At 60.0% G+C, this 26867-nt stretch carries 25 protein-coding genes, 1 tRNA gene and 3 pseudogenes; 12 read left to right on the top strand and 17 right to left on the bottom strand.

Annotated features, from left to right (window positions below):
- Positions 1–114 precede the first annotated feature (114 nt).
- The 5 genes from IQ26_RS11245 to IQ26_RS11225 form a co-directional block, all read right to left on the bottom strand.
- Positions 115–858, bottom strand: coding sequence for an amino acid ABC transporter ATP-binding protein (locus tag IQ26_RS11245; RefSeq protein ID WP_208760141.1), 744 nt, complete (start codon positions 856–858; stop codon positions 115–117).
- Positions 859–913: 55 nt separating this feature from the next.
- Complete coding sequence (locus IQ26_RS11240) at positions 914–2002, bottom strand: amino acid ABC transporter permease (protein WP_240547063.1); 1089 nt, start codon at positions 2000–2002, stop codon at positions 914–916.
- A gap of 2 nt (positions 2003–2004) precedes the next feature.
- Positions 2005–3120 carry an amino acid ABC transporter permease gene (locus IQ26_RS11235; RefSeq protein WP_145716812.1) on the bottom strand — a complete coding sequence of 372 codons (1116 nt, stop codon included), beginning with the start codon at positions 3118–3120 and terminating at the stop codon, positions 2005–2007.
- Between the two features lie 61 nt (positions 3121–3181).
- On the bottom strand, positions 3182–4216 hold the full coding sequence (locus IQ26_RS11230; RefSeq protein ID WP_145716810.1) for a transporter substrate-binding domain-containing protein: 1035 nt from the start codon (positions 4214–4216) through the stop codon (positions 3182–3184).
- A gap of 30 nt (positions 4217–4246) precedes the next feature.
- Positions 4247–5461, bottom strand: a complete 1215-nt coding sequence (locus IQ26_RS11225) for a trans-sulfuration enzyme family protein (protein WP_145716808.1) — start codon at positions 5459–5461, stop codon at positions 4247–4249.
- 79 nt (positions 5462–5540) lie between these two features.
- Between IQ26_RS11225 and IQ26_RS11220 the strand changes: the two genes are divergently transcribed.
- Complete coding sequence (locus IQ26_RS11220; protein ID WP_145716806.1) at positions 5541–6437, top strand: LysR family transcriptional regulator; 897 nt, start codon at positions 5541–5543, stop codon at positions 6435–6437.
- A 180-nt stretch (positions 6438–6617) separates the two neighbouring features.
- On the opposite strand, the gene IQ26_RS11215 is transcribed toward IQ26_RS11220, so the two are convergent.
- The 3 genes and pseudogenes from IQ26_RS11215 to IQ26_RS11205 all read right to left on the bottom strand — a co-directional run.
- Positions 6618–6902 carry a copper-binding protein gene (locus tag IQ26_RS11215; protein WP_145716803.1) on the bottom strand — a complete coding sequence of 95 codons (285 nt, stop codon included), beginning with the start codon at positions 6900–6902 and terminating at the stop codon, positions 6618–6620.
- A gap of 26 nt (positions 6903–6928) precedes the next feature.
- Positions 6929–7417 carry a cupredoxin domain-containing protein gene (locus IQ26_RS11210; RefSeq protein WP_145716801.1) on the bottom strand — a complete coding sequence of 163 codons (489 nt, stop codon included), beginning with the start codon at positions 7415–7417 and terminating at the stop codon, positions 6929–6931.
- Positions 7418–7522: 105 nt separating this feature from the next.
- Positions 7523–7673: pseudogene (locus IQ26_RS11205) on the bottom strand (multicopper oxidase domain-containing protein); the annotation flags it as partial.
- 543 nt (positions 7674–8216) lie between these two features.
- Here IQ26_RS11205 and IQ26_RS11200 point away from each other — a divergent pair.
- The 3 genes from IQ26_RS11200 to IQ26_RS11190 all read left to right on the top strand — a co-directional run bounded on the left by IQ26_RS11200 (position 8217) and on the right by IQ26_RS11190 (position 11150).
- Positions 8217–8507 (top strand): hypothetical protein, encoded by a 291-nt coding sequence (locus tag IQ26_RS11200; RefSeq protein ID WP_145716799.1) that lies wholly within the window; start codon positions 8217–8219, stop codon positions 8505–8507.
- Positions 8508–9127: 620 nt separating this feature from the next.
- Entirely contained in the window at positions 9128–9805 is a 678-nt protein-coding gene (locus tag IQ26_RS11195; RefSeq protein WP_145716797.1) for a response regulator, read from the top strand.
- The gene (locus IQ26_RS11190) at positions 9792–11150 is read left to right on the top strand and encodes a sensor histidine kinase (RefSeq protein WP_145716795.1); all 1359 of its coding nucleotides are present in this window, start codon (positions 9792–9794) and stop codon (positions 11148–11150) included. The genes IQ26_RS11195 and IQ26_RS11190 overlap by 14 nt, the downstream gene beginning before the upstream one ends.
- 50 nt (positions 11151–11200) lie before the next feature.
- Here the strand turns inward: IQ26_RS11190 and IQ26_RS11185 are convergent, their stop codons facing one another.
- On the bottom strand, positions 11201–11896 hold the full coding sequence (locus tag IQ26_RS11185) for an alpha/beta hydrolase (protein WP_240547062.1): 696 nt from the start codon (positions 11894–11896) through the stop codon (positions 11201–11203).
- Between the two features lie 322 nt (positions 11897–12218).
- Complete coding sequence (locus IQ26_RS11180; protein WP_145716793.1) at positions 12219–13097, bottom strand: NmrA family NAD(P)-binding protein; 879 nt, start codon at positions 13095–13097, stop codon at positions 12219–12221.
- Between the two features lie 84 nt (positions 13098–13181).
- Between IQ26_RS11180 and IQ26_RS11175 the strand changes: the two genes are divergently transcribed.
- Entirely contained in the window at positions 13182–14114 is a 933-nt protein-coding gene (locus IQ26_RS11175; protein ID WP_145716791.1) for a LysR family transcriptional regulator, read from the top strand.
- A 123-nt stretch (positions 14115–14237) separates the two neighbouring features.
- Here the strand turns inward: IQ26_RS11175 and IQ26_RS11170 are convergent, their stop codons facing one another.
- Both IQ26_RS11170 and IQ26_RS11165 read right to left on the bottom strand, forming a co-directional pair.
- Complete coding sequence (locus IQ26_RS11170) at positions 14238–14612, bottom strand: VOC family protein (RefSeq protein WP_145716789.1); 375 nt, start codon at positions 14610–14612, stop codon at positions 14238–14240.
- Positions 14613–14896: 284 nt separating this feature from the next.
- Positions 14897–15770 (bottom strand): annotated as a pseudogene (locus IQ26_RS11165) (AraC family transcriptional regulator).
- Between the two features lie 671 nt (positions 15771–16441).
- Between IQ26_RS11165 and IQ26_RS11160 the strand changes: the two are divergent.
- From IQ26_RS11160 to IQ26_RS11150, 3 genes and pseudogenes are all read left to right on the top strand, one after another.
- Positions 16442–16552: pseudogene (locus IQ26_RS11160) on the top strand (pyocin activator PrtN family protein); the annotation flags it as partial.
- Between the two features lie 280 nt (positions 16553–16832).
- Positions 16833–17777 carry a Vgb family protein gene (locus tag IQ26_RS11155; RefSeq protein WP_145716787.1) on the top strand — a complete coding sequence of 315 codons (945 nt, stop codon included), beginning with the start codon at positions 16833–16835 and terminating at the stop codon, positions 17775–17777.
- A 239-nt stretch (positions 17778–18016) separates the two neighbouring features.
- Positions 18017–18214 carry a hypothetical protein gene (locus IQ26_RS11150; protein WP_145716785.1) on the top strand — a complete coding sequence of 66 codons (198 nt, stop codon included), beginning with the start codon at positions 18017–18019 and terminating at the stop codon, positions 18212–18214.
- Between the two features lie 64 nt (positions 18215–18278).
- On the opposite strand, the gene IQ26_RS40335 is transcribed toward IQ26_RS11150, so the two are convergent.
- From IQ26_RS40335 to IQ26_RS11125, 3 genes are all read right to left on the bottom strand, one after another.
- A complete protein-coding gene (locus IQ26_RS40335; protein ID WP_145716783.1) occupies positions 18279–18776 on the bottom strand; it encodes a hypothetical protein in 498 nt (165 codons plus the stop codon).
- 1139 nt (positions 18777–19915) lie between these two features.
- The gene (locus IQ26_RS11130; protein WP_145716781.1) at positions 19916–20467 is read right to left on the bottom strand and encodes a carboxymuconolactone decarboxylase family protein; all 552 of its coding nucleotides are present in this window, start codon (positions 20465–20467) and stop codon (positions 19916–19918) included.
- Positions 20468–20593: 126 nt separating this feature from the next.
- The gene (locus IQ26_RS11125) at positions 20594–20824 is read right to left on the bottom strand and encodes a glutaredoxin domain-containing protein (protein ID WP_145716779.1); all 231 of its coding nucleotides are present in this window, start codon (positions 20822–20824) and stop codon (positions 20594–20596) included.
- A gap of 117 nt (positions 20825–20941) precedes the next feature.
- Between IQ26_RS11125 and IQ26_RS39115 the strand changes: the two genes are divergently transcribed.
- Positions 20942–21097 carry a hypothetical protein gene (locus tag IQ26_RS39115; protein ID WP_156090930.1) on the top strand — a complete coding sequence of 52 codons (156 nt, stop codon included), beginning with the start codon at positions 20942–20944 and terminating at the stop codon, positions 21095–21097.
- A gap of 130 nt (positions 21098–21227) precedes the next feature.
- Here IQ26_RS39115 and IQ26_RS11120 read toward each other — a convergent pair whose 3' ends face one another.
- Together IQ26_RS11120 and IQ26_RS11115 are read right to left on the bottom strand one after the other, a co-directional pair.
- Positions 21228–21458, bottom strand: coding sequence for a hypothetical protein (locus tag IQ26_RS11120; protein WP_145716777.1), 231 nt, complete (start codon positions 21456–21458; stop codon positions 21228–21230).
- Between the two features lie 226 nt (positions 21459–21684).
- Complete coding sequence (locus IQ26_RS11115) at positions 21685–22401, bottom strand: pentapeptide repeat-containing protein (protein WP_145716774.1); 717 nt, start codon at positions 22399–22401, stop codon at positions 21685–21687.
- A 1231-nt stretch (positions 22402–23632) separates the two neighbouring features.
- Between IQ26_RS11115 and IQ26_RS11110 the strand changes: the two genes are divergently transcribed.
- From IQ26_RS11110 to IQ26_RS11100, 3 genes are all read left to right on the top strand, one after another.
- Positions 23633–23722: transfer RNA gene (locus IQ26_RS11110), tRNA-Ser, on the top strand.
- Between the two features lie 717 nt (positions 23723–24439).
- Complete coding sequence (locus IQ26_RS11105) at positions 24440–24976, top strand: FecR domain-containing protein (RefSeq protein ID WP_145716772.1); 537 nt, start codon at positions 24440–24442, stop codon at positions 24974–24976.
- 5 nt (positions 24977–24981) lie between these two features.
- Positions 24982–26847 (top strand): CHASE2 domain-containing protein, encoded by a 1866-nt coding sequence (locus IQ26_RS11100; RefSeq protein ID WP_145716770.1) that lies wholly within the window; start codon positions 24982–24984, stop codon positions 26845–26847.
- Positions 26848–26867: the final 20 nt, after the last annotated feature.

The raw sequence follows: 26867 nt of genomic DNA, 5'->3' as shown, positions 1-26867 counted from the left end.
AAACTATCTCACGGCCAACAACGGGCAATGGGGCAGCGTGAGGAGATCTTGAAGTTGGTGGCCTCCGACACAAGCAGGCCACGGCTATAGGCGACACTGAGCCCGACAAGTTAGCTAATGCAGGATCTGGGCCAGAAATAGCTTGCTGCGCTCGTGGTGCGGGCTTGAGAAGAACTCGGCCGGTGTGTTGATCTCGACGATTTCACCCTGGTCCATGAAGACGACACGGTCGGCCACCTGTCGGGCGAAGCCCATCTCGTGGCTAACACACAGCATGGTCATGCCCTCTTCGGCCAGCGAAACCATGGTGTCGAGCACTTCCTTGACCATTTCAGGGTCGAGCGCCGAGGTGGGCTCGTCGAACAGCATGATCTTCGGGCTCATGCAAAGCGAGCGCGCGATGGCCACCCGCTGCTGCTGGCCGCCTGAAAGCTGCCCGGGACATTTGTGCGCCTGATCCGGGATCTTCACGCGATCGAGGTAGTGCATCGCGACCTGCTCGGCTTCCTTGCGCCGCATCTTGCGCACCCAGATCGGCGCCAGCGTCAGGTTTTCCAAAACGGTCAGGTGCGGGAACAGATTGAAGTGCTGGAACACCATGCCGACGTCGCGGCGGATTTCATTGATCTTCTTCAGGTCGCCGGTCAGTTCAATACCGTCCACGACGATGCGGCCCTGCTGGTGCTCTTCCAGTCTATTGATGCAGCGGATCATGGTCGATTTGCCTGAACCAGACGGTCCGCAGATCACCAGTTTTTCACCGCGTTGGATGGTGAGATCGATATTTTTCAGTACGTGGAAGGTCCCGTACCACTTGTTCACGCCGACCATCTCGACGGCGGTGGGATCGTTTGTCATGGGCAGGGACGGAACGTGCCGGATGGCGGATACGGAAGTCAACATTGTAGCATTCCTAGTGAGCGGCCGGGCCCCGCCGCTCCAGGAAATCGGCGAAGCGGGCGAAGGAGAAGGACAGCGCAAAGAAGATCGCGCCAATGAAGAGAAAGGTCTCGGCCGCCGGCGACGGCCATTCGGGGTCGGCCAGTGCAGCCTTGCCTGAACTGATCAGGTCGAACAGCCCGATGACCAGGACAAGGCTCGTATTCTTGATCATGACGATGATGGTGTTGGCGAGCGCAGGGATCACCACCCGAATGGCCTGCGGCAGGATGACCAGACGTTGTGTGTGCCAAAAGGGCAGGCCGAGCGCCGCCGCCGCCTCATACTGCCCGTTCGGGATGGCCTGCAGGCCGCCGCGGATCACTTCGGCGAGATAGGCAGCCGCGAAGATGGTGAGCGCGACAAGCGCGCGCACGAATTTGTCGGGCAGTAGCGCCTCGGGCAAGAACAGCGGCATCATGATCGACGCCACGAATAGGATGGACAGCAATGGCAGTCCGCGCACGGATTCGATCAGCACCACCGCGCCGACCCGGACGGCCGGCAGGGTCGAGCGCCTTGCCAGCGCGAGCAGGATGCCGACCGGAAAGGCGATGCCGATGGCGACGACGGTCAAGATCAGCGTCACCGGCAGACCGCCCCAGGATGAAGTCGGCACTTCGGCCAGTCCGAAGCCTCCCCCCATCAGCCAGAAGATCAAAGCGAACGCCGCCACCCAGAGCGCCAGCAGTCGTGACGTCCAACTCGCCGGACGCACCGACCAGCCGAGCAGCGCCAGAATGAGCAGGCAAACAATGGCTGGGCGCCAGCGTTCGTCGAACGGATAGATGCCGAACAGAAGTTGGCCGGATTTGGCATAAATGAAGCTCCAGCAGGCGCCGGTGGCTGCTCGGCAGGCATTCGGGTCGGGGTCGAAGAGCACCGCATCGATTACCAGCCAGCGCAGCATGGGCGGTACGGTGACGACGAGCAGCGCGCCGAACAGCAGCGTGAGCGCGGCGTTGAGCGGTGTGCCGAACAACAGCTTGGCGAGGCGCCGCAGGCCGATGAACCGGAAATGGCCCGGCGTTGCCTCGGAGGACATGGGAAGGGACATGGCCATGGTCACCGCTCCACGATGGCGATGCGGCGGTTGTACCAGTTGGCCGCGCTCGACAGGGTAAGATTGAGGGCGAGATAGGCGCCGAGGATGATGAAGACGCCTTCGATCGAATGGCTGGACTTGCTGATGATGGTATTCATCACCGCGAGGAAGTCCGGGTAGCCGACGGCGATCGCCAGCGTCGAATTCTTGACGACATTGATGTACTGGCTGTTGAGCGGCGGGACGATCACCCGCAGCATCTGCGGGATGACGACCAGCCGCAGGATCTTGCCACGTGACAGGCCGAGCGAATGGCCGGCGTCCCACTGGCCGCGGCCGACCGACAGAACACCGCCGCGTACGATCTCGGCCACGAAACCGGTGGTGTAGATCGTGAGGCCGACGAGGATGGTGCTGAGCTCGGGCGTCAGTTCACTGCCGCCCCGGAAGTTCGAACCCGTGAAGACCGGGAAATCGACGGCGAAGCGAATATCGGCGAGCCACAGTCCCACGACGCCGGCAGCCAGGATTGCCGGCACAACCAAAGGCGGCAAGCGACCACTCCGGGCGAGACCGTAGCCGAGCGCGGCGAGCGTCAGGGCGAACAGGATGATCAGCGCGCCTGTCATGCCGATGTCGATGCTGATCGCCGGCACGACGAAGCCGCGCATGGATGCGTAAACACCGGGCAGCGGATTCAGCGCTTCGCCGACCGGCGGCAGAACCTTCCACCACAACGAATAGAGGAAAATCAGAAGGACGATCGGCGGTGAGTTGCGGGCTATTTCAACCCAGACACGGCAGGTACCGGCTGCCAGGGGATTGCTGCTCAGCCGGGTGATGCCGACGACGAGGCCAAGGACGGAGGAGAAGAAGATGACAAGAGCGGAAATGAAGACCGTGTTGGCCAGCCCGACAACGATCGCCCAAAAGTAGGGATCGCGCGATTTATAGGTGAGGATGGCCTCGGAAATGATGATCCTGGACGGCATCGTCAGGAAATCGAAGCCAATCGGGATACCGCGCGCCTTTAGATTGGCGAAGGTGGTGGAGACCAGCAGCGCGGCGAAAGCGATGACAGCCGTCACCAACATGCCTTGAATGATGATCGATCTGGTCTTGGCGTCGCTTAACATGCCGGCCTCGGTTCATCGATTGAAGGGAAGGGGCGCGCGCCCGGCACGCCCCGACCAAGGCTCAATCCCATGGGAAGGGATAGTTGAGACCGCCGTCTTTCCACAGCGCATTCATGCCGCGTTCGACCTTGAGCGTGCTGTCCTTGCCCAGGTTCTGGTCCCAGATTTCGGCATAGTTGCCCATCTGCTTGATGACGTTGTAGGCCCATTTGTCGTCCAGCCCGAGCGGCGCGCCAAAGCCGGGCTCTTCGCCAAGCACCCGTTTGATCTCCGGATTGCCCGCAGCGAGCTTTTCATCGACGTTCTGCGCGGTGATGCCGTTGGCCTCGGCCCAGAACAGGGCGTTCATCGTCCAGCGCACCACGTCGAAGAGCTGGTCGTCGCCGCGCGCGACAGCGACGCCATTGGGTTCAGCGGCGTGGCCGACCTTGAGGATGTCGTAGTCGTCCGGATTCTTGGCCACGGAGGCACGCTGGCCTGCCGCGGCGGTGCCGTCGGTTACGTAGGAGTCGCAACGACCACCGAAGAAGGCGTCACGCGCCTGAATGGTCGAGTCGTAGTAGACCTTCTTCATGGAAATCCCGAATTCCTCCTCGGTCTCCTCAATGGCCTTTTCGGTCAGGGAGCCGCCGCCCTGCAGGCAGACGGTCTTGCCGTCGAGCAGTTTCGGCTCAGTGATGTTGTCGGCCTTGCGCACCAGCACACCGTCCGTGTCGTAGAGGTTGATCCAGACAAAACGGACAACCGTGTCCCGTGTAAACGTGATGGTGGATGTGCGCGATAGAATGTCGATCTCGCCCGTCTGCAGGGCCGGGAAACGTTGGCCGGCGTTGAGGGGCACATAGCGGATCTTATCCTTGTCGCCGAGGATAGCGACCGCGAACGCGCGGCAGATGTCGGAATCGAAGCCGCGATAATAGCCTTTCTCGTCGGGGCGCGAGAGACCTGGCACGCCTTGGCTGGCGCCGCAGCTCACATAACCGCGCTCCTTGATCTTGTTGACGACGGCCTGCGCCGACACGTCGCCGACGCCGGTGGCCAGACCCACTAGCCCGATCGCGATACCGGTGATCCATTTCAAACTTCTGGTTTTCATCGTTATTCCCCTTGTTTGTTGAGTTTCTTGTCACTCGGCAGCCTTGGCATCGGCCAAGGCAGCTCCGTTCCGCCGGCCTTCGGCAAAAAGGTCGAAGGCTTGGGAAAGATCGGCCAGCAGGTCGTCGGGTGCCTCGAGGCCGATCGACAGGCGCCAGACCGGACCACGCTTCAGCCAATCGGGGGCGGGCCGGTCTCTTCGCGGATCGCTGACCGAGATCAACGAATGCACACCGCCCCAGCTCGCGCCCAGCCTGAACAGGCGCATGCGAGCGAGAACTTTCGATTGGAGCGGGGCCAGTTCCGGCCGTAGCACGAAGGAGAACACACCCGCCGAACCGGCGAAGTCGCGTTTCCAGACAGCGTGGCCGGGGTGGTCCGGCAGGCACGGGTGAAGGAGCTGGGCGATTTCGGTCCGCCCTGACAGCCACTCCATGATGCTGCGGGCCGTGGCGTCGGCGTGTCGCATGCGCACCGGCATGGTCATCAAGCCGCGCTCGCATAGCGCGCAGTCTTCTGGCGAAACGCCGTAACCGAGAAATCGCGCCGTATCCTTGAGGCGCCGGAACAGAGCCTCATCACGCACGGCGAGCGAACCCATTAGCAGATCGCCATGGCCGCCGGCATGTTTGGAAAGCGCCTGCATAGAGATGTCGACGTTGTAGTCGAGCGGCTTGAACAGCAGGTGCGAAGCCCAGGTATTGTCCGCCGCCACCAATGCGCCGGCCTTGTGAGCTACTGCCACGATGGCCGGCACGTCCTGCACCTCCAAGGTGGTCGAGCCCGGCGATTCCACCCACACCAGCCGTGTCGTGTCGTCAAGCAGCGCAGCTATTCCAGCGTCGAGCCGGGGATCATAGGAAACGGCGTGGATGCCGAGCGGCCCCAGAAAACGGGCCATCATGTCGCGCGCCGGACCGTAAAGTGTTTCAGGCATCAGCACCCGGTCGCCGCCGCGGCAGGTGGCCATGGTCGCCAGCACGATGGCTGCCATGCCAGAAGGGACGATAAGCGCGCGCGTCGCGTGCTCCAGCATGGCGATATGATCCTCCAACTGACGGCTGGTCGGCGTGCCGTAGAGCCCGTAGCTGAAGCCGTCATACAGACGCGCGACGCGACGTTCGAAGGATTCCAGATCGTCGAAGATGACGGTCGACGCACGCTCAACAGGCATCGCCAACGACTGGAATGGCTCTTGCGAACGCTTGGGAGGATGGACATGGGAGGTGTCGTCGCGCTGGGTCATAGGCAAACCATAGCCATCTCGCCCATTGCTATCTATGACCGCAACGATAAAGTTCATCCGTTTTTGATATGGCTTATCCATGAACCTGCACGACGTCGATGTCTTCAACGCAATCATGATCACACGCGGCGCTGGCGCTGCCGCAACGCTGCTCGACACCTCGCAGCCAGCGATCAGCCGCTCGCTCGCGAAGTTAGAGGCCGAACTCGGCTTCAAGTTGTTCGACCGCATCCGCGGCAGGCTGGTAGCCACGCGCGAAGGCGAACTTTTCCATGCAGAAGTGAAGGCTAATCTGGTCGGTCTCGACCGGCTGAAGCTGCGCGCGGCCCAGATCAAGGAAGTGGGCACGGGGACGATCCGTGTCGCCAGCCTGTCGGCACTGGGGCATGGGCTAGTGCCGCGCGCCATCGTGGCCTTTTCGCGCAAGCATCCGCAGGTGCGCATCAGCTATCAGGTGCGCACCTCAAATGTGGTGCGCGATCTGGTGGCTTCAGGCAGTTTCGACATCGGGCTCGCCGCTGACGAGGTGGACACGAGCGGTGTGCTCCACAGCGTCTTCAACACGCCGCGCGCGGTTTGCGTGATGCCGAAGAACCATCGACTGGCGGAGAAAGCGGTGATCACGCCAACCGATCTCGCCGACGAGGCGTTCCTGGCACTGTCACCGGAGGACACGGTGCGGGTTGCGATGGACAAGGTCTTCGCCGCGCATGGCGTGCGCCCGCGCATCCTGATCGAGACCCCCTATGGCCTGACGATCGCCATTCTTGCTGCAAGAGGCATGGGAATCGGCCTGGTTAATCCGTCCGTTATCGCCGACCGCATGATCGCTGGCATTATCGCGACACCATTCGAGCCGGCGGTCCATTTCCGAGCGCTGATCCTGCGACCGCCAGACGGCATCAACGCGGCTCTGATCACCGATTTCACGGCGGAACTCTATGCCGCGCGCAATGTGCTGTCGGCCGAAGAGTAGGCAAGGAAGCACGGTCCAGAGGCGAGGCAGGCCAATACCTGTCCAGCATGAGATAAAACGAATTCCTCGAGACCGAGAGGAGACTTTGTCAACGAGGCGATGTAGGTCTGGATTCTGCGAATCCCGACGTTAGCTGTAGCGTCTAGGAAGGTCCGCAGATGGCGCGGCACTGATGCCGGATCACTTGATACCGGTGACCGTGATGCGTCCGTTGACGCGGTCGGCTCTGAACTCGATCGCCTGGCCCGTTTTGACTTTATCGAGCAGGCCCTGCTCCGCGACGACGAACACCATCGTCATCGCGGGCATGTCTAGATTGGTCAGCGGCTCATGCTTGATCGTCAGCTTCTGCTGTTTGGCGTCGACCTTGACGACTTCGCCCTTCACGTATTCCTGCGCAAGCGCGCTGCCGCCGAGCACGAGCACGAGCGCGAGTGTCGAGAGTGCCTTTATCAATGGTGTCATGATTGTTTCCTTTGCGGTTTTGGCGATCAGTTGGCGACGCTGATGTCGCCCTTCATGCCGGAATCGTAGTGACCCGGTATCAGACAGGCGAAACCGAATTCGCCGGCATTGGCGAAGGTCCAAATGATCTCGCCTCTGGCGCCGGGAGCCAGCCGGATCGAGTTGGGATCGGCGTGTTCCATTTCGGGGAACTTCTCCATCAGCGCCTTGTGCTCCATGATCCCGTCATGGACGTCCATGACGAATTCGTGGTCGACTTGGCCCTTGTTGGCGAACTTCAGGCGAACGGTCTCACCCTTCTTCACCTTGAGCACGGCCGGTTGGAACAACATCGTCCCGTCGTCCTTCTCCGACATCGAGATGTTGACGGTCCGCTTTGCCTTGCCAGCCTCGCCAGGGTTGCCAATCGGCATTGCGGCGGCTTTGTCGCCATGGCCTCCGGCGTGGGTTCCACCGGCAAGAGCTGCTCCGGAACTGACCGCCATCAAAACGGCCGCTGCGATTATACGTTTCATGCTGCACTTTCTCTCATTGTTGAGGTTGAGGGTTTCGGGTTCTCATCCCTGTTTGCCGTGACCGCCGTGCGTTGCCGGGCGATGTATTCGGGCTGGACCGGCCGACCTTGTCGGTGACCTTCGAGTTGTCGACGCCGATGAACGTGGGCACGTCGTGGCCCATGGCGTTCATTGTGTGGTGCGACTTATGGCAATGGATCGCCCAGTCGCCATCGTATCTGGCTTCGAACTCATATGCCCGCATTGCACCGGCGGGGGGTGTCGATCGACACCTCCGACGATCCAAGGATATTGCTTCAATACCGAGATTCGAGCACGGGTCAACGAAGGCCGTTGCAAGAACGGTATTGCTCGAAGCCGCCATCCGCCACAACATTTTTCATACATTTTTGTAAGGCTTGTGTATGGCTCGTGGCCACCTGCGAGTGGTCGTCAACCTCGCTGCAGAACTCCTGAATCAGGAATGGAATAGCGGACGGCCGACGCAACCCCTGTGCGACGATCTCGGCGCCTCAAGCAGACGCGACAGTCAGACTCCGTTTTTCATGACGTCTGCTTGCACGCGCGCTCTTTTGCCTTTGAAGCCGCATTGGATGGCCATGCATCGGCGCAAGAGAAACTGCGACAGCCGTTCAACATATGGCATTTCAGAAGCTGATCTTCCCGACTTCGGCTTCAGTCGCGGCGACGCATGAGAATCACAAAAATGTAAATCCGAGGGAAGGTACCCGTGAATTCGACCCGGCAGCCTGTTGTTGCTGAGCGTTCGAACGCTCGCTTTCGACAAAAGGACTGAACCATGAAACACACCATCGGATATGCATTGATAGTCTTCGCGGCAATGACCTCGACCAGTGTCGCCAGCAGCGGCACGAACCCGACAAGCTCCGGCATCGACAGGGTATTGCAGGGTCATGGATCGGCGGGCGAAACCGCGAAATCGGCATCCAACCCCGACATATCTTACCGAGTGCTCGACAATGGCGAAATCCAGAAGACCAATTCCGCCTATGATCGAGTTGAAGTCGTGAGCCCGTCATGGTGGCAGGGCATGAGTACCCGCCAGCGCGATAGCTGGGCGGGCCGATAGCAGGACCAACACCGCAGCTCCGCATCCTCCCACGGATCCAATGCAGGGCAAACCAGCCGGCAGCACCGCCGGCTGGTTTGCCCTTCAACCGCTTCGCTAACGAGTCTGACTCAAACCTTGCTCCAGTGCAGCGAAAATACTCTCCACGCACCTCCGGGATGGTCGCCGCTTATCCAAGCGACGCGTCACGATGCTGTAATCACCGGCCACGATCCGCCAAGCTACGGGCCCATATTGAACACAGTTGTGAGAGAATCCGTAGTCATCGTCGGAATCACCTAGCCATTGCCCGGAAATAGAAAAAGGTGAGCCCTATGTTGGACTTGCGGCACAATGAAGGGATACGCCAAAATGACGATACGAGTGATCAATTGTCGCGAAAGTTGCAAGGCGCTTTCGCTTGCAAACCGAGTTGTCGATCCAGTTCATGGATGTTGAGACATCAAAACCCAGTACCTGGCTGGTGGAAAGGCCGCGTCACCGACTAATGGCATTGTGCCGGAAAACCCGCCGAGCAACGCCTCACTGAGACATCGCTTCGTACGCCATCGCTGGCAGAAGAAAACTGAATAAAAGGTCATCAACGCTTGGCGCGCCAAGCCAGATGAGAGATTACCATTATGAAAATTCTCTTGGTCGAAGACGACGAACAAATCAGCCGCTACATCGAAAATGGACTGAACTCTTGCGGCCATGTGGTCGATGTCCTGACAGACGGGCGCGATGCTTTGCTTGTCGGACTGCGTGAACCCTATGACGTTGCAATTGTGGATCGGATGCTGCCAGGCCTCGATGGCTTGTCGCTCGTGCGGGGTCTTCGAGGCGCCGGCGGAAAGGTGCCAGTGATCTTCCTGACGGCGGTGGGCGGCGTCAACGATCGAGTTGAGGGATTGGAGGCAGGTGCTGACGATTACTTGATCAAGCCCTTTGCCTTCTCCGAACTCCTGGCCCGCGTCAATGCTCTGCGAAGGCGCCCTCCGATCACCGCCGAAAAGGCAAAGCTGAAGGTGGCTGATCTGGAACTCGATCTCTTCAGCCGCCTCGCCACCCGCAGCGGAACTACGATCGAATTGCTCCCTCGGGAATTCGCGCTGCTTGAACTCCTGATGCGTAACGAGGGCCGCATACTGACCAAGACCATGCTCCTGGAGCGGATCTGGAACTTCAACTTCGACCCACAAAGCACCGTGGTGGAAACCCATATCAGCCGACTGCGGGCGAAGATCGACAAACCATTCGATGTTCCGCTCCTGCATAATACACGCAATACCGGCTACACCATTCATGGCCGACGCTAGTATCGCCAGAAGCACGTCGATCCGCCTTGCCGCGTTCTACATCTCCCTGTTTCTGCTTTCGTTCCTTGGAGCCAATTTCGTCGCTTACAACATGGTCGCCTCCTATCTGTACGAGCGGCTGGATTCCAATGTGATGGAGCGGTTCCGGGAGATTTCTTCCGCCTATAAGGGGAACGGTGTCGATGGCGCTGCCGCCATGATCCGAAGCCATGGTCCGGCGATCAGGGGACAGGAGACGCTTTACACACTGAAGGATCCCAACGGCGACTTCCTGGCTGGCAACATTGATATTTCCGCCGTGCCGCCGGGATTTTCCACGCGCTCACCGACAAGCCACGACGCGGCGCTCAACAACTACCGGCTCTACCGGAAGAACCTGGACGGCTACGACCTGACCGTCGGCGTAAGCTATGACGACACCAATCGCTTGCGCGGCATCGCGCTTGTCAGCTTCGGCTGGGGAACGGCGATCGTACTTGCCGGAGGCCTCGGCGCGGGTGCAGTGTTGGCGTTCCGCACACGACGGCGTATCGCTGGACTCTCGGGTGCCATGAAGGCCGTCGGCGCCGGCGAACTCGCTGCCCGCCTGCCGATCTCCTTGCGCGGCGATGACATCGACATGCTGGCAACTGAGGTCAATGTCGCGCTGGCACAACTGCAGGCTAGCGTCGCGGCGATGACGCAGGTAACGACCGACATCGCGCACGACCTCAAGACGCCGGTCGGTCGGCTGTTTCTAACGCTTGAGGCCGCTTCCGAAAGCAAAGACCAAACGGCCACGAGATCCCTCATCGAAAAGGCGATGGGCGAAGTCTCGCATATAGCCGGCACGTTCGAGGGCTTGCTGCGCATCTCGCAGATCGAGTCCGGCGCACGCCGTTCGCGATTTGCAAAGGTGAACCTTTCAGAGTTGGTCGCCGAAATCTACGATATCTATAGTCACATCGTGGAAGACGCCGAGCGTTCGCTGGTTCTGTCCAGTGACGGCCGAAACACGGCCTCATTCATATGCGGCGATGCCGATCTGCTGAAGCAGATGTGCGTGAACCTTATTGTCAACGCAATGCGCCACACACAACGAGAGGCCCGGATTGCGATCGGTGTCACGACGCAGGCGAATCGCTACTCCATCGTCGTCAGCGACAACGGACCGGGCATCCCGGCGGAGGAGCGGCAGAAAGTGTTCAAGCGCTTCTATCGCTTGGAAAAGAGCAGGACCACCGAAGGGACAGGGCTCGGCCTCAGCCTGGTCAAGGCCATATCGGACATGCACGGCGCGACAATTTCCCTGGACGACAATAGTCCCGGCTTAATCGTGAGGACAGAATTCCCACGTACACGATGAGTGGAGGCGCCGATTAGGGTGCATCTCCTGTGTTCGCTTGATGAACTCGATCATGAGGGAGAGTGCTGGTTCGGCGTGGGTCTCAAGCAGGAAATGTCCGCCGTCGAAAATATGCGCTTCCGTGCGCGGCAGATCCTGCATCCAGGACAGCGTTTCGGCGATATCGAAATGGGGTCGTGACGGCCCCACAGCATGAGCGCAGGCGGTTGCCATCTCTTCAAATACGCCGCGATCGTATCGAAACGCGCGGCATGGCTTTTGTAGTCGCCGATGAGCGCGAGGTGTGTCTCCATGCGGCCGTGAAGATTCATCACCCTCCAGTCCTCGACCCAGGGTTCGCCCCTGATCGTCGCGGCGACCTCCTCTGGCAGCCCGGCCGTGTATTGCTCGCGCGTGAATTCAAAGGTCAGGTCGGGGGTCGTGGCTGCTTCGTTCTCTTTTGTCGGTTCTGACCAGAATTTTAACACGGCGTCCCAAACGGGGCCGAAGCCGGTTCGATGCGCGTTTGCGTTCTGGATGATGAGTCCCGAAACCAGCTCGGGCGCTTGCGTGGCAATCTGCAGACCCACGGCGGCGCCCCAGCCATGAATGTGGATGAAGCGGCGACCAATCTCGAGGTGAGCCAGCAATTCGGAAATTGCCTCGCTGATCGCGGCGAAGGAGAGTGTCGGCGGAACGTCGGACTGGCCATGGCCTGGGAGGTCGGGCGCGATCACATAGGCTGCGCCCGCCAGTTCGGGAATCACCTCGCGGAATGCACGTGCGGAGCTGGGAAACCCATGCAGGAGAAGCAAAGCGGGTTGGATGGATCGCCCGCAGTGACGTAGGCAAGCTCGGTTCCACCGGAGAGACGCATTTGGCGTGGGGCAGGCAGCTTCATGTCAAGATTCCTTTTTGCCGTCTGGAAATGGAGTTAAATTCAAACGAGTGGCGCGAGTTCCGGATGTCGCCGAGAGCGTTTGGCCGGCGAGACGCGCGAGCATTGCGGCCGAAAACTTTCCTACAAGCGGCTGGAAACTCCGTGATCCACTCCTGTTTCGGATTCGGCCGTCGCTACTCGGCTGAGGATCAGCGGCCTGCTTGTCCGACCGCTGCGACAACGCGCTCTATCGCTGCCGTCAGAGAAGTCGTTCCGCGCCGGTGCTCGCTGTCGTTCTGGCGCACGAACAGCCCATTGGCGATTCCCTCATACATGCCGAGGAGCGCGCTCGACACCTCGCCGGGCACGCCTTCCTCGGCAAGCAGCGCGGCACGCTGCTCCGGCGGAACAAGCACCGACTCCACCGGCCGGCCGAGAATTTCCTCGAATGCCGACGCCACGTCGCCGGCGCTCCAGTCCTCCGGTCCGCCCAGTTCCACGACCCGCTTGCCGATCCATTCCTCACGAAGGAGGGCTGCCGCCGTGCGGCCGACATCGATCGTGCTCACCATCGGGATTTGCTGAGAGGGCTCGATAAAGGTCGGCAGCACGCTTTCCGACAGAACTGGTTCCGCCACCTCGCTCCAGGTCTCGACAAAATAGCCCGACCGCAGAAAGGCGGTCGCCGGCGCCACCCCGTCAAGCAGCGCCTCAAACCGGTTGAGGGTGGCGATGACCCCGGTGCCGGAGACATGTTGCGCTCCGATGGACGACAGGACGACGGCCTTGGGGAGCCGCGCCCGCCGTGCCGCATCGGCCAGCGCCGCGCCGAGTTCTTCCGTGCGCGCGTAGGGATCACCGCTCACCGGCGGCGGATTGAGCAGGAACGCGGCCTGCGCGCCCTTCAGCGCATCGGCCATCGCACCGGGATCCTCGATGCTCGCGACTGCCACCTCGGCGCCGAGGGTTGTCCATTTTTCGCTCTGTTCCTTGCGACGCAGGACGACACGAACAGCCTCGCCGCGTTCGATGAGCGCGCGCGCTGCTTCGCCGCCTGCCCGTCCGTTTGCTCCAAGTACAATATACATGATTGCTGCTCCTTCGGTTTGCTCGATGGAGGAAGGATAGGTGCTAGGTTGTCATGCGTCTAATACATGGTATGTATAGCCATCATGCGCGAAGTGAATTTACGCCGGATCGACCTCAACCTGCTGGTGGCGCTCGAGGCGCTGTTGGACGAGAAGAACGTCACCCGTGCCGCAAACCGGCTCGGCATGAGCCAGCCGGCCGCGAGCCGTGCACTCGGGAGATTGCGCGCGCTGTTTTCGGATACGCTGCTGGTCGATGGGCCGGGCGGTTACGTTCTCAGCGCCCGCGCTGAGGAGGTGCGCCCCGTTCTGCGCCGGATACTGGCCGGCATCGGCGAGATGCTGGAGGCGAACCCGTTCGATCCCGCGACGGCGAAGGGTCAAGTTCGGCTTCTGATGCCCGATCTTCAGGCCGCCGCGCTCGCGCCGCATTTGCTCGCTCGCCTCGCACGAGAGGCACCGTCCCTTGATCTTGACATTGTCGCGCCGGGCGCGAACGGAATCAAAGCGCTGGAGGACGATGACGCGGATGCGATGGTGGCGCTGATCGACGAAGCACCCGCCGGTATCCGCCGCCGCCGCCTCTATGACGAAAAACTTGTGACATTAGTGCGCACGGATCATCCGGCCGCTGTCGGAAAACTCACGCTTGACCGCTTTCTGGCGCTTGAGCACATCGTAGTGAGCGTCACCGGCGTCGGGCCTGCGCCCGTCGATGAGGTGCTTGCGCGCATGGGGCGAACGCGACGGGTGAAGCTGCGCGTGCCGAACTTCTTTGCAGCGGTGGAGATAGCCGCCCGCTCCGACCTCATCATGACCCTGCCGTCGAGCCTGGCACGCGCCGCCGCCAGTATGAAGCGCCTGGTATCGTTGCCGCCGCCCCTCGATCTTGGGAGCTTCACGATGAGTCTCGCATGGCATGCGCGTCAGCAGGACACCCCCAGGCACATCTGGCTAAGGCGCGCTATTGTCGCGGCGGCGGCGGATATGTCATCGGCGATTGACGTTGGAAACTGAGGCCGCAAAGCGGCTCTCTGTAGCACAACTCCTCGAGCCGACTCCGCGTTCAAGGAAGATGCTCTAGAAGGGGCTCAACCGAAGCCTAGGTTCGGCGCTGCGTTTCCGCCTGCTCGAGTGCCTTCAGTCGCGGTCGGCCCCCTCCGCGTGCCAGAGCTGGATCGGGTTGCCCTCTGGATCGGCAAGCCGGGCGAACCGACCGTTTGGGTAGTGTTCGGGGCCGACCTCAACCTCTAATCCGGCCGCGGTGAGTTGTGCGACCATGGCCTGGAGGTCGCGCACCCGGAAATTGATCATCCACTGCTGATCGACCCGACCTAAATAGTCACTAGTTGCGGCAAAGGGAGCAAAAACGGTGGCGCCCTGCTGTTGCTCCCACGAGCGGTCATAGCTTTCTGGAGGCAGCGCCACGCCGAGATGGTCGGCATACCATCGAGCGAGCGCACCGGGCTCCTTCGCTCGGAAGAAGAAGCCACCGATGCCGAGCACCTTTTCCATTTTGTCTCCTTACTGAGGCGATCGCGGTGATGACCACCCCAATCCATATGCGTAATGCCAGGCTCTACAGGGCTTCTTGTTTAGCGACTGACGATACCGCTGATTTGGAGTCCTGAAAGCGCCTGTCTCCACTGTGCAACAGCCCGAGTTTGTTGGCGAACCATTCTGGAGGTCGCGGTGCGGACCAAGCAGACATTAGCGTGGCGCGGAATTTGGCTGTCACCAGTGGTGATTTAACCCACGTTCGATTGCAGCGGAGATGACGGCCACTGGAAGGTCAGCAATCACACCAATGGGAGGAAGATGTCGGTGATGGCCTCGTGCTCTGGGACGATCGGAACAAAACTCACCCGCTGACAGTAGAGAGGAAAATCCCGAAGAGCCTCACCGCTTGACGGCAATCAGTCGCGATACAAAAATTCAATCGCGAGCTCGACATCTTCTGCCCCGATTACTCGAAGCACCGCACATCGTCCGGCCCGAAGAACACCGGCTTCCACGCCCTGCTCGTTCATCTCTATTTTCCGATCGGTCGCTGCACATATGTCGACGCGGAATTCGTCCGGCGGCATCATCTCGGAATCCGAATGAAACACATTGTAGGTCGCACTAGACGCCGCGCCCAAACCTTCCGCCCTTCGCCAGGCGATGAATTTCTGAATAGTCTCGCCGACCAGGGCCGGATTGCCTCGGTGCTGCAAGACGGCAACGGGTGTTTCCGGCACGTCCAGGATGGTGACGTCATTCAAAGAGTACGCCGTTTTCATGAGCTTGCTCCGCGCGTTGGTCAATGGCCACAGGCGGGCAAACCACACCTCCCAGTCGGGCGTGTCCCGAAATGCCGAAGGCAATTGCCCAAAGCTCTTCCGAAACGCGCGGGCGAAGGCATCGGGCGCATCGTAACCGACATCCAGTGCGGTTTCGGTCACGCTCGCCTCGTCCTTGAACGCAAGCACCTGTCCCGCCCGTTTCATACGAACGAGTTGGACGTAGCGATGCACTGATATGCCGAAGTGTCCCCTGAATTGGCGGTGGAAATGGTACTTGGACCGCAACGGCACTAAGCGTGTCTAGGCTAAGGTCATCCTCAAGATGTCGGTCGATGTAGTTCAAGACCCGTTTCATACGCGAGTGGTAGGGATCTTGCCGCGTCGTCATCATGTTCTCCTGTGGTGAGAGCAATCTGCCAGCTTGCGAGAGTGCGCGCTCGACTGTTCTTGCTGAACACCGCAGGCGCTGTTCACTTCGATGGGAGCCGTTGGCGGTAGAGCACTGCTACTCGGCATATGTGAGAAAGCGACCGGCAGCCTTTTGCAGTCCTCGTTCGCGAGTGACAGGCCAATCTGTATTGGGTCGGTGCTCCTCCCTCCATTTTCCGAACCGCGCCGAACGCCGACCGTGGCTCACCAGACTGCGGCTCGCCGCTTGTCTACAATTACAACAGGGACGGCTTTTTGCGCCTACGCTACTATTCGGTTCGCGGGAGTATCCCTTCTTCCAAAACCGGCTTAATTCCAGAAACTAAGCCGGTACGCCCTAGCGCGAAAGACCGAAAAGATAATCAATTTCAATTGGTTAGAATGGCGCGCCCGAAGAGATTCGAACTCCTGACCCCCAGATTCGTAGTTTGCAGTTACGCCGCATGCCGGCGATAGTGGAAGAAGGCGTTTTCGATAGTGGGTGTAGCGATGTAGCGGTCTACTGACTCGAGCCCGACCGTTTCTTAGGTCGCGCCTACAGTTTTGCACGCCCTCCCCTGCCCGGCAGTGACGGAAGGTTGAACCCGTCGGGCGGCTTGCTAGGTTCCAGACTGGAGGTGGTAACCCGACATGAACACGGCACTGCTTTTGATGGCTCAGTATGGTGGTAAGGCCATCATCCCGATCGATGACGTCTGCCGAGACTATTTCTCCCACCTGACGTCGCCGAAATTGATTCAGCATTGGCATCCTCGGCTATGGCCATATCGGCAAGATGCTTGCCCTTCGCGCCAAAGCTTTTGGCGCATTGCGCCTGTTGAATACGCATCCTTGCCAAGCCGGATTGGGTTCCATAAGCGCGTCAGTCGAACCCCAAGGGTGCCCCAACAGCAGGGCTGGATTGGTCGATCCGCGGGGCGGTGAAACGCAGTGCAGGGCGCCGTGATTTTCCCGATCCGTCATTGCCGCGACGAACTTTGCGCCTAGAGTAGTGGCACATGCCGCAGCATGGAGAGTTCTCATGCGCCGCCTCTTCCGCTTTATCGCACTCGCCGCCAGCCTTGCCGCCTTCCCGGCCTACGCGCAGGAACGTCAGGTCTACAGTCTCCCGCAGGGCGCGCATCCCCATGACGTCGCGCCCGCGCCCGACGGAGACATCTGGTACACGGCCCAGCGACAGGGGGCACTGGGTATTCTCGATCCCGAGACCGGCAACGAAGGATCCAGCCCTCACGGTGTCATCCAGGGTCCGGACGGTGACGCGTGGATAACCGATGGCGGGCTCAACGCGATCGTGCGCTTCGACTCGACAACCGAGGAAATCAAGGTGTGGGCGCTTCCGCAGGACGTCGGCTACGCCAATCTCAATACTGCCGCCTTCGACGGCGACGGTCTCCTCTGGTTCACCGGGCAGAGCGGAATCTACGGAAGGCTCGACCCTGAGACGGGCGACATGAAAATTTTCCACGCTCCAGAGGGCCGCGGCCCCTACGGGATTACTGCGACCCCCAACGGAGACGTCTACTTCGTGTCGCTCGCCGGCAGCTATCTGGCAAGCATCGACCGCAAGAGCGGTGAACCTCGAGTGATCGAGCCTCCGACCCCGGACCAGGGGGCGCGCCGCGTGTGGTCGGACAGCCGGGGACGGCTTTGGGTTTCGGAATGGAACGCGGGACAGGTATCGGTCTACGACCCCCATGACGGCGGCTGGAACGCTTGGCGTTTGCCCGGCGACCTTCCTCGCACCTATGCGGTCTATGTGGACGAGCGCGACATTGTCTGGCTCTCCGATTTCGGAGGGAATGCCGTGCACGCGTTCGATCCGCAGACAGACAAGTTTACGACGTACCCCAAGTCGACGGAAAACGCGGATGTCCGTCAGATCAATGGCCGCCGCGGAGAGGTTTGGCTGCCAGAATCCGGGGCCGACCGGCTGGTCGTGATCCGCACCGTCTCCGCCAAGTGAGGCGCCGTCCCAGCCGCGGCTTCATTAGCGCCAGCAAGGCGAAAATCGGTCTCCCCGTCCTTCCTCCGCGCTGCTAGCGCCGCGCTCCGTGCTGGATCGACGCGGATCCGCATCCGCGGATCGGCGCCGCCCCTTTTGCGGCGGCTCATTCCGTCAACGCTGTGCGGAAGCCTCATTGCTATGACCGTAAAGGCGCTTTGGAGCACGCAGACCGGCTTGGAAAGGCTCTTGAGGTGAAAATGGCGAAATGGTTCGAGCCGACCGGCGACAGCTATTTCTCGCATATCAACCACCAGAGCATCGAGGCCGTCATTCGTGAGGCGAAGGGTGATCAGGCCACGCTTGCCGTCGGCGGCGGGCAAGAAGTTCGACGATCATTTGCATCGAGTTGTGGCTCACATCTGGGGATCACGACCTGCACGGCCCCACTCCGGTAACAACAGGCTGCAAAATTGGAACAGTCGTTTGGCCCTCTCCACAGCCCTTCAGACGCGTCTTTGATCATTGCCTGAGGAACGCGCCCGTGTAGGTCTGGCCAGCAAGCCTAACGGTTCCGGCGAGGGCTTCGTCGGACAGCATAACAAAACTGACCTCCGCGCCATTCGGTAGGCGCTCAAGCTTCAACGTAGTCCCCACAATTCTTCCAGCGCCGGCGGCCTCTCCCGGATAGTTGTCGCCCAGATTTCCCCACGCATAGGTGACCGTCACCTTCCCATCGGAAGAAATCGTCTGAACAGCAAGTTTGGCGTCATACATCCCATCCAATCGTCCGGCCCATAGACCCGAAAAAGCAGCGTACTTTGTTGGAACGCCCTTGCCAGGAGAAATGACCGCCACGGATTGATGCATGATTGCTGAGCCGGAAGGAACCAAGGCAGGTTGGGGAGGAATGGCACCAGGTTCTAACGCAGGTTCGAGAGTGGCCGGTTGCAACGTTTCAGGAGCCGATTGGCACGCGGCTAGGGCAAGTGCCGCGAAGCCAAGCATTGCGTTGCACATTCGGTGTGCCATCTTCTGGTGCCCCGGCCATCTTTGAATCTAGCGCAGGCCGACCTTATCGCGCGTTTTCACAAGCTGTGTCTACGCAAGGTAAGTCATACGACAGCGGGTCGTCGAAGAACCCGCAGCGGTCGTGAGTGAATGCCTCCATTCGTCGCCCAAGTAGCGGCCTGGAGCGCCATTCGCCCGGCATCCGCTGGTTCATTAGGAGTTGAGCGGGAGGATCAGCAGTTGACCTTCTAGATCACATAGTGAGGCCGTTGCGACTGTATTCCTGAACCTTCGACAAACGAGTACACGCCGGTCCAACGGACTCACCAAGCTGCTGAATGAACCGCTCTAGATGCATTCGACAGACGTTTGACCGACGAAAGCTTAAGCCCCCCAAGATGCCGCGGCCTATTTCAAGTGCTGTCGCCCGGTACTGGACGGGGTGTTTGTAACCGGCGACGAAGTGACGGCGGGAGGCCTGATCATCGCAGGCGTGTTGACGGGCTTGCAGGTTCGCATCGAGCGCCGCGCTCCTACCATTGTCGAAGGAGAGGCGTTATGACAGTCGCCTATCGAAAACCGGTCGCTCGTCGTCTCGGTTGGAGGCTTCGCCGCGAGCATCGCGGCGAAGTCGATCGAACACCAGTTCGACGCCGTCACCCATTTTCCGGACCGGCGCGCAAATATTGAGCTCGACGAGCTTGCAGCGCGTCTCAATGACTTTGCGGCCCATGTCGAGGACCTCACCGGCTTAAGCACCGCTAGAGATGCGCATCCGTTTGCTCAGGATGTCCAGGATCGCCGTCCCGAGCACATCTCGTCTTGAGATCGATGGTTCTGTGGTCAAATTGAGGGGCCGAGGCGGCAATTGGTGCCGCCTCGGAAAGTTCAGGTCCGTAAAGTATTCCCATCCGCTTTGGCGAGGCCCTCAAATCGTCGGCGGTAACAGCGCTTCCGCCAACGCCAAGGCACCGGGCTGAATATCTTGGATCGTCACCCAGGTGACCTGGTGAAGACCCTCGCCCTCGACGGAGAAGACGGCATCCGTGACCTTTCGAATGATTTCCTGTTTCTGTTTGAGGGTCAGATAGTCACCAACCCCGGTGATCTGACGAGCGGCATTGTGGTCTCCTTTTGCTTGAGTAGGATCAGGCCGCTTCCGACCACTCGAGGGGTTTGAAGGCGGCGTCGAGCGGCGTCTTGGCGATATGCGTGGTGTAGTTCGAGATGGTCTTGAGCCCGACGCCGAGAACGACCTCCAGCACCTGCTGCGGGCCATAGCCGGCGGCGAGGAACGCGGCGCTGTCTTCCTCGGACACCCAGCCCCGTGCGCGAGTTACGGCGGCGGCAAAGCGGCGCAGCGCCTCAAGCTTCGGATCGGGGATGGTGGCGTCATCGCGGATGGCGTTGACCGCATCGACCGGAACCTTCTGCATCCCGGCAATCGCCGTGTGCACCGACATGCAGTAGGCGCAGCCATTTTCGCGGCTGACGGCGAGAAGGACGACTTGGCGTTCCGCCGCCGACAGCGACGAAGCGTCGAAAATCTTCGACAGTGTCAGATAGCCCTCCAGCAGCGCAGGGGCGGTGGACATGACGGCCAGAAGGTTGGGCAGAAAGCCGAACCCCTTCTGCGCCGCCGCCAGCGTCGGCCTCGCGGCCTCCGGGGCGGTTTCGATGGTGTTGACAGGGTAGTTCACGAAGTTCTCCTCGATCTCTGCCGTTCTGGAACGATCGTTCCAGGCCGGGTGCAATGAGACAGCCGGGCTGCCACCGGGCGGCGCCCGGATTGGTGGCCCGGGGCGGGTGTCACCCCCGGGGTAATTTCAATGACCAGAAAGCCTGTGGCTCAGATCGTCGAAGCCGCCGACATGTTCATCACCCGCGAAGATCTGCGGGACTGTCCGTGCGTGCGGCACGCGTCGCCGCAACTCTTGCAGCACTTCGGGCCCCGACACGTCGTGGTCGACAAAAGGCAGGTTGCGCGCTTTCAGAAGGTTCTTGGCAGCCGTGCAGTAACTGCATCCGGGGCCGGTAAAGATTTCGATATTGATCATGGACAACGCCCCTCAGTGGTTTACGTGGAGGATCGGCGCGGTGCCGTCGAACATCGATTCCAATCTCACCCTGAGCGCATTCGCCAAATGCCGGTCGTTCTGGCGCCTGAAGACTCCATGACGTGGCTGACCGATCCCGACCCGGAACACCTGATGAAGCCGTTTCCAGAGGATCTGATGACCATGTGGAAGATTGGCCGGAATGTCGGCAACCCGCGCAACAATCGGCCCGATCTGCTCGATGAGGTGCGGGACGATCTGTTCGACCTATAGCAACGCCCCATACTGCGCCAGCTTATCAGCGCTTTCTGTTCTTCATGAGAGCGCGGACTTTGATGATCATCGAAGCGTTGCCATCCGCCGCGTCGGTAAAGCAGGCGAAGCTTTGCCAGCGCAGTCTTCATTATGCCGAGGTAAAGTCGGCCTGATCCGGTATCGCAAAGGCGCGCTGTTCAGCACGGTCGAGAGCGCTGCTCTGCACGAATTGCGACAGGGGCGGATCAAAGCGAAGGAAGCTGAACAGCCGACAGTGCGCGGCCCACTGCTTCGGGTCGCCCCCCTCGACCGCGAGGCGAGTATGATCGATGCGTTGGTGCCAGGCTTCTGAACTGATAATCACGACGATGGTAGTCATTCTCGACGATACAAGAGTGCTGCCATTTATTCGGACAGGAGCTACCGGTTCGATTGAACCGGGTAGCGGTGAACGGAAAGGGCACAAACACCCTTCGGCCGCGATTTCGCCAATAGCAATACCGCAGAAACGTGCCACTTTGGCGGAGGATGTGCGCCCTCCGAGGGCAGAAGTTACAGGTTCGAATCTGTCGGGTGCAGCATTGCCGCAGTTCGCTTGCCGACAACTATTCCTGCTGGAATTGACAGGGCCAATCTTCAGGCCTCGTCAAGCCAGAAGGCAACTCGGTCCGGGCGTCTCCGCAAGCCATGTTGAGCTGCCACTGGGACAGACCCGCCGAATTGGAAAGGTCGACGCCCTCGATACGGGTCAGAAAGAAAAAGGCGCGGTCAAAGTCTATCGGCGCGGTGAACGTCGCTCCTCGGAAGTCCGCCCGTGCGAGATTGGCAAACGAGAAGCGGCTGCCGCTGATATCGGCGTCATGGAACTGCGCACGCCCCAATTCTGCCTTTGTGAAATCAACATTGGTCAGATTGGCGTCCTGGAAATTCGAGCGCTGCATTTCCGCGCTCGCAAACACAGCGCCCTGCGCGTCCATACGGCTGAAGTCGGTCCTGTAGGCCTCGATTCTGTCGAACCGGGCGCCTTTGGCGGTCGAGTCGGCCAGGGAAGCACGCACAAGCGTTGCCTTCTCAAGATTTGCCGCAAGGAGATTGCTGTTCCTGAGGTCGGTCGAAGTGAAATCAACACCGAACAGGTTCGCCCCGCTCAGGTCCTGTCCTTCTAGGATGAGAAGCTTCTTGTCACACTCGTGCCAATTGACGCCAGGCGTCGCGGCTGCGTGGCAATTGTGAGCAGCAGTGGCGTTCTGCCAAGCAAACACAGTGCAAACCACTAGAACCAAGCCGGATGCGCCGTAAGCTCTGGTTCGCCTCAAAGTCATTGTTGTTGCACCTCTGCTACTCGCCGACACTCAACCTTACCACATCTGCTGACACTCGAGCCACGGTGACCACCGCCGTCACAGTTAGCGCATTTCTCATATTCAAGCTTTGATGTTGATCAACCGATCAACCCGCGCGTAGGGCGCGATTTGCGAGCGCCTCCCCATATCATCGGCGGTCCAGCAGAGATTCATTTGTCGCCGGCCAGGCGCATCATTCCGTACTAAGCCGAGGAGAGCGGTCGTTCAGGCTGGCGCAGTCGCGTGCCAAGATTGGCCTCCGCTCTGGACGTTTGTCTCGCTAATGGGGAGCCTGCTCGGGTGCTGACCGCCACCGCCGGCGTCCGCTGCCGACAAGCGTGAATCCGCTTGGTTCCGCACCGATCGGTACTTCCCGACGGCGAGGTTGACCCGGCACGGGGTGCTAGTCGCGTATCCTGATTCCGCTGTCGCATGAACCCCACGACTTCGCTTAGCGAGGCCGAAGTTGATCTCTGCCATCTACCAGGTCGAAGCATCAACCCCGCATATTTGTGTCGTAAGCTGACGTGCCGCGAATACGCCGTTTTCGGTAGGCAGGCTTTATGGCGGGCGCGCAACCTATTCTTGGATTTTTATCAATGTAAACAATGTCGTATGGCGGAGAGGGAGGATTCGAACTCCGCGCTTGGAAGAGCGTCCTTCTCGTCTTCACCGTGCAGGCCGGTTACTCTGGGCGGCAGAGTGCCCTTCCGCGCTTCGCCAAACTGCCGTGGAAAAGGCCTTGCCGTTTTTTCCGGCGGGGCTTTGATCAGATCGCGACTATTAGTGATTTATGCTGGAACTGGTTGCGGAGGTCGGAGTCGGACTTATTTGCGCTGATTAAGAAGCCCCGTCAGCAAACGAACTCGGTCACAGCACTGTATTGGCGGTATCCCTCTCCCACTGCCAAAGTTTCTTCAAATGAAATCAGCCGCTTAGGTGCAGTTTAATGCGCATGGGGCGGCTGATTTTCATGTCGCGCATGTTGCAAATCACTACCGTTGATTTCCAACGGTTTCCTGCGACTATCAGCGGGTACACGCGACATGGATGTGGACGGCTCCCAAACTTGGGACACCTTTCTTGAAAATTAAGATTGATATTGGCATAACGGGTTGAAATATAAAGAAAATATCGTCAGAAAGACATGAATTTCGGCATGATTTCGGCATTTGCGCCTTGACCAATGCCGAAACGGGCGCAAGCCCAAGGATCGGTGGCCGAGTGGTTTAAGGCTCTGGTCTTGAAAACCAGCGTAGCGGCGACTCTACCGTGGGTTCGAATCCCACCCCATCCGCCAATGCCCCAACATTCTCTGTCTCGGCCCGATGCGCACGAACCGCGCAGAACCGCGGGGCTTTTCAATTTAAGCTGCCAACTGCGCTGCCGGCCTCCCGGGCTGAATGGGCGTGCTCTGGCACAACATTCTCTGAAGCTCTCAACTTCGCATTTTTGGTTCTCAGCTTTCAATCCGAACAGTTTCAATTATTTGCAGTGCGCCAGCAGTCAGCAGGTTGGGTGAACTCTTTGCACGAGACGCATCGAAGGTCGCGATTCGCCCCGATCAGGCCTTCCAAAGTGATTCCGCAGAACGACAGCAATGGGTCATGGGCGTGAATTCGGCCGAGCGCGAACGAGCTTCCGCTTAGGGTCGAACCTTGCCGTTTGAATTGCTTGGCGGGAAAGAGCACAGAGCGCCAAACCGGTCGCTCAGCAGAGGTACGATCGCCGTCCGCTTCTGGCGCGACCTGCTCGTTCTGGCAGATGAGCCGAACGGCAGCGTCGCCGCGTGACGTTCGCGACATTCGCATCGCGGCCGCTTCAAACGGCTTGATGTCGCCTTATTTGGTGTTGGAGCAAGCTATCGTGTTAAGATCGCTGGTCGGCACCGTGCTACCTTTAGGGCAACGCGGCTGCAAGTGCCGGTTCGTACGCATGAGTATACTGCCAAGCTGACCGCAGAAGACAATGCAAAGATTTTCTTGCCGCAGATTTTCGCAAAAGCAAGGAGACGTTCATGAGCGCAAGTGGCCGATATCTCCGGAGCCTGGTGGCATGCATGCTTGCCTGTGTCTTCTGGGTGGATACCGCTTCAGCGCAGTCGAATAACGCCGGCTGTACGTTCGAACTGGTAGCAGGTACGTCCCGGCAAATTCTGAGATGCCGGGAAGGCCTTACCATCATTGCGGAAGATGGCGCTCGTTTTGCACTGGTGGACCGTGATCGAAATGGTAGTGCCGATGCGGTCAGATTACGGCGCAAGGCGCTGTTGCTCGATGCTCCAGCCGGCAGGGTCCGGGGTGGCTTCGCTGTCGTCACCCCGCAGGCCATCGCCGCGGTGCGAGGTACAAAATGGGCAGTCGACGTTGCCCGAGGCAAGACGTCTGTTTTCGTCGTCAAAGGTCGCGTCGCCGTGCAAAGGCCGGCGTCCAATGCTGGCGTAGTCCTCGGGCCGGGCGAAGGCGTCGATGTGGAAGCCGGAACAGGCACACTGACGGTCAAGCGCTGGCCCGCCGCACGTGTTTCGGCTTTGATGGCCCGTTTCGGTCGGTAAGCTAAATGAGCGGGCGAGCGCTTCAGACGCTGATCGCGCTCGTTCTGGCGGGTCTTTGGGGGGCCGGCCTTGGCTTTGCGCACTGGCGCGGCAACATGTGGTCCCTCGATCGCGTCGAAGCAACGATGACGGATCTTCGAACGCTTGTTCGGGGAACGGCAAAGCCGCCGGAGCTGATTACCATTGTCGCAATAGACGATGAAGCGGTCCGAAACGAGGGCCGCTATCCCCTCAGCCGCGCCACGCTTGCCCGGATTGTCGATACGATAGCTCGCTTTGGACCGAAAGCCATTGCGGTCGACCTGCTGCTGGTCGATCCCGGGAAAAAAGGGGATGATGAGGCGCTCGCGCGTTCGCTGCGTGGGACTTCAAGCGTAATCGCTGCTGCAGCGGTCTACTCGGGAGGTAAACAATCGATTGTAGCCGAGGGCGATGGCCCTCTCGCCCGAGTGCCGAATGCCAAGCGGTTTCTGTGGCCCCTGAAAGCGTTCTCGGATATCGCCGCTGTCGGCGTCGTGAACGTGGTTACCGACTGGACGGGAACGCCTCGGTTCGTGCCGTTGCTGTTTCGGGCCGGAGATCGGACGGAAGCGTCTTTCTCCCTGCGCGTTGCCGCCATGGCGGTGGGAGAGGATCCGGGAATTGCGCCCGACTATCTATCTCTGGGCGGACAGCGGATTCGGACGGACATTGGTCACATACTCCCTCTGACATTCTATGGCCCCCGCGGCACGATCCACACGATCAGCGCCACGACGGTGCTGGGCGGCCAAGTCGATGGCGGCATTATTCGGGATCGAATTGTTGTGATCGGAGCAACTGCAACCGGCGCCGGCGATGTTTTCCCGACACCGTTTGATCCCGTGCTCCCAGGCGTCGAGGTCATGTCGACGGCCATTGCCCATCTGATGACCGGCGACGGCATAGTGCGAGATCAGTACGTTCGCCTTGCAGATGCCGGCTTTGCAGTGGTGCTGCCAGTGGTTCTTGTGGGGCTGTTGGCATGGCGTCGCAACGCCATCGGCCTTGCAGCGATCGTCGGCGTGGTTGTGATCTGGTTCGTGGTCAATATGACCGCATTCTCACACCATATCTGGCTGAGCGCGGCGTTGCCGATGGCCGCCGCCGTTCCGCCAGCTATTTTGTTCGGGGCCGCGCAGCTTTGGTTGGGCAGGAACCAGGCCCAGTTTTTCGCCACGCAGAGCGAATTGCTTCAACGAGTTCAGGCCCCGGGCTTTGCGGGGTGGCTCGCGAAGCATGGCGACTTTCTCCTGGAACCTGTCCGGAGGGACGCCGCCATCATATTCATTGACCTGTCCGGTTTCACCGGACTGAGCGAAACATTGGGGCCGAACGCCACACGCGAACTTTTGAACACGTTCCATGCGTTGGTGGACGAAGAGGTGACAAGCTGCGGTGGCGTTGTCACGAATTTCATGGGTGACGGAGCCATGATCCTGTTCGGTCTACCGGAAGCAGCGACAGATGATGCCTTCAATGCTGCCCGCTGCTGCGCAGCGCTCTCCAGCCGTACCAACAACTGGCTCGTCTCGTTGCCCGCATCAACTGCATCTAGGCTCGGCTTCAAAATCGGAGCGCATTACGGAACAATCGTTGCGTCGAGACTCGGTGGCAAAGGCCGTCAGCACATCGCGACTACGGGTGATACGGTTAACGTCGCCAGTCGCTTGATGGAGATCGCGGCCGACCAAAATGCCGAAGTCGCGGTGAGCGACAAAATGCTGCAAGTCGCCGGCCGCGACTGCGAGTTCTTCAAATCTGGTGCTCTAAGAGGACCTGTGGAAGCACAGGTCCGCGGGCGTTCAGGCTCGCTCGCAATCTGGCTGTGGCAGAGTTCGCAGACGCTGTAGGATACCGGGCCTCGTGAACA

The sequence above is a fragment of the Mesorhizobium tianshanense genome (genome assembly GCF_007830515.1).
Taxonomy (GTDB): domain Bacteria; phylum Pseudomonadota; class Alphaproteobacteria; order Rhizobiales; family Rhizobiaceae; genus Mesorhizobium; species Mesorhizobium tianshanense.
The sequence above is the reverse complement of the archived record's forward strand: the minus strand, read 5'-3'. Positions and strand labels throughout refer to the sequence as shown.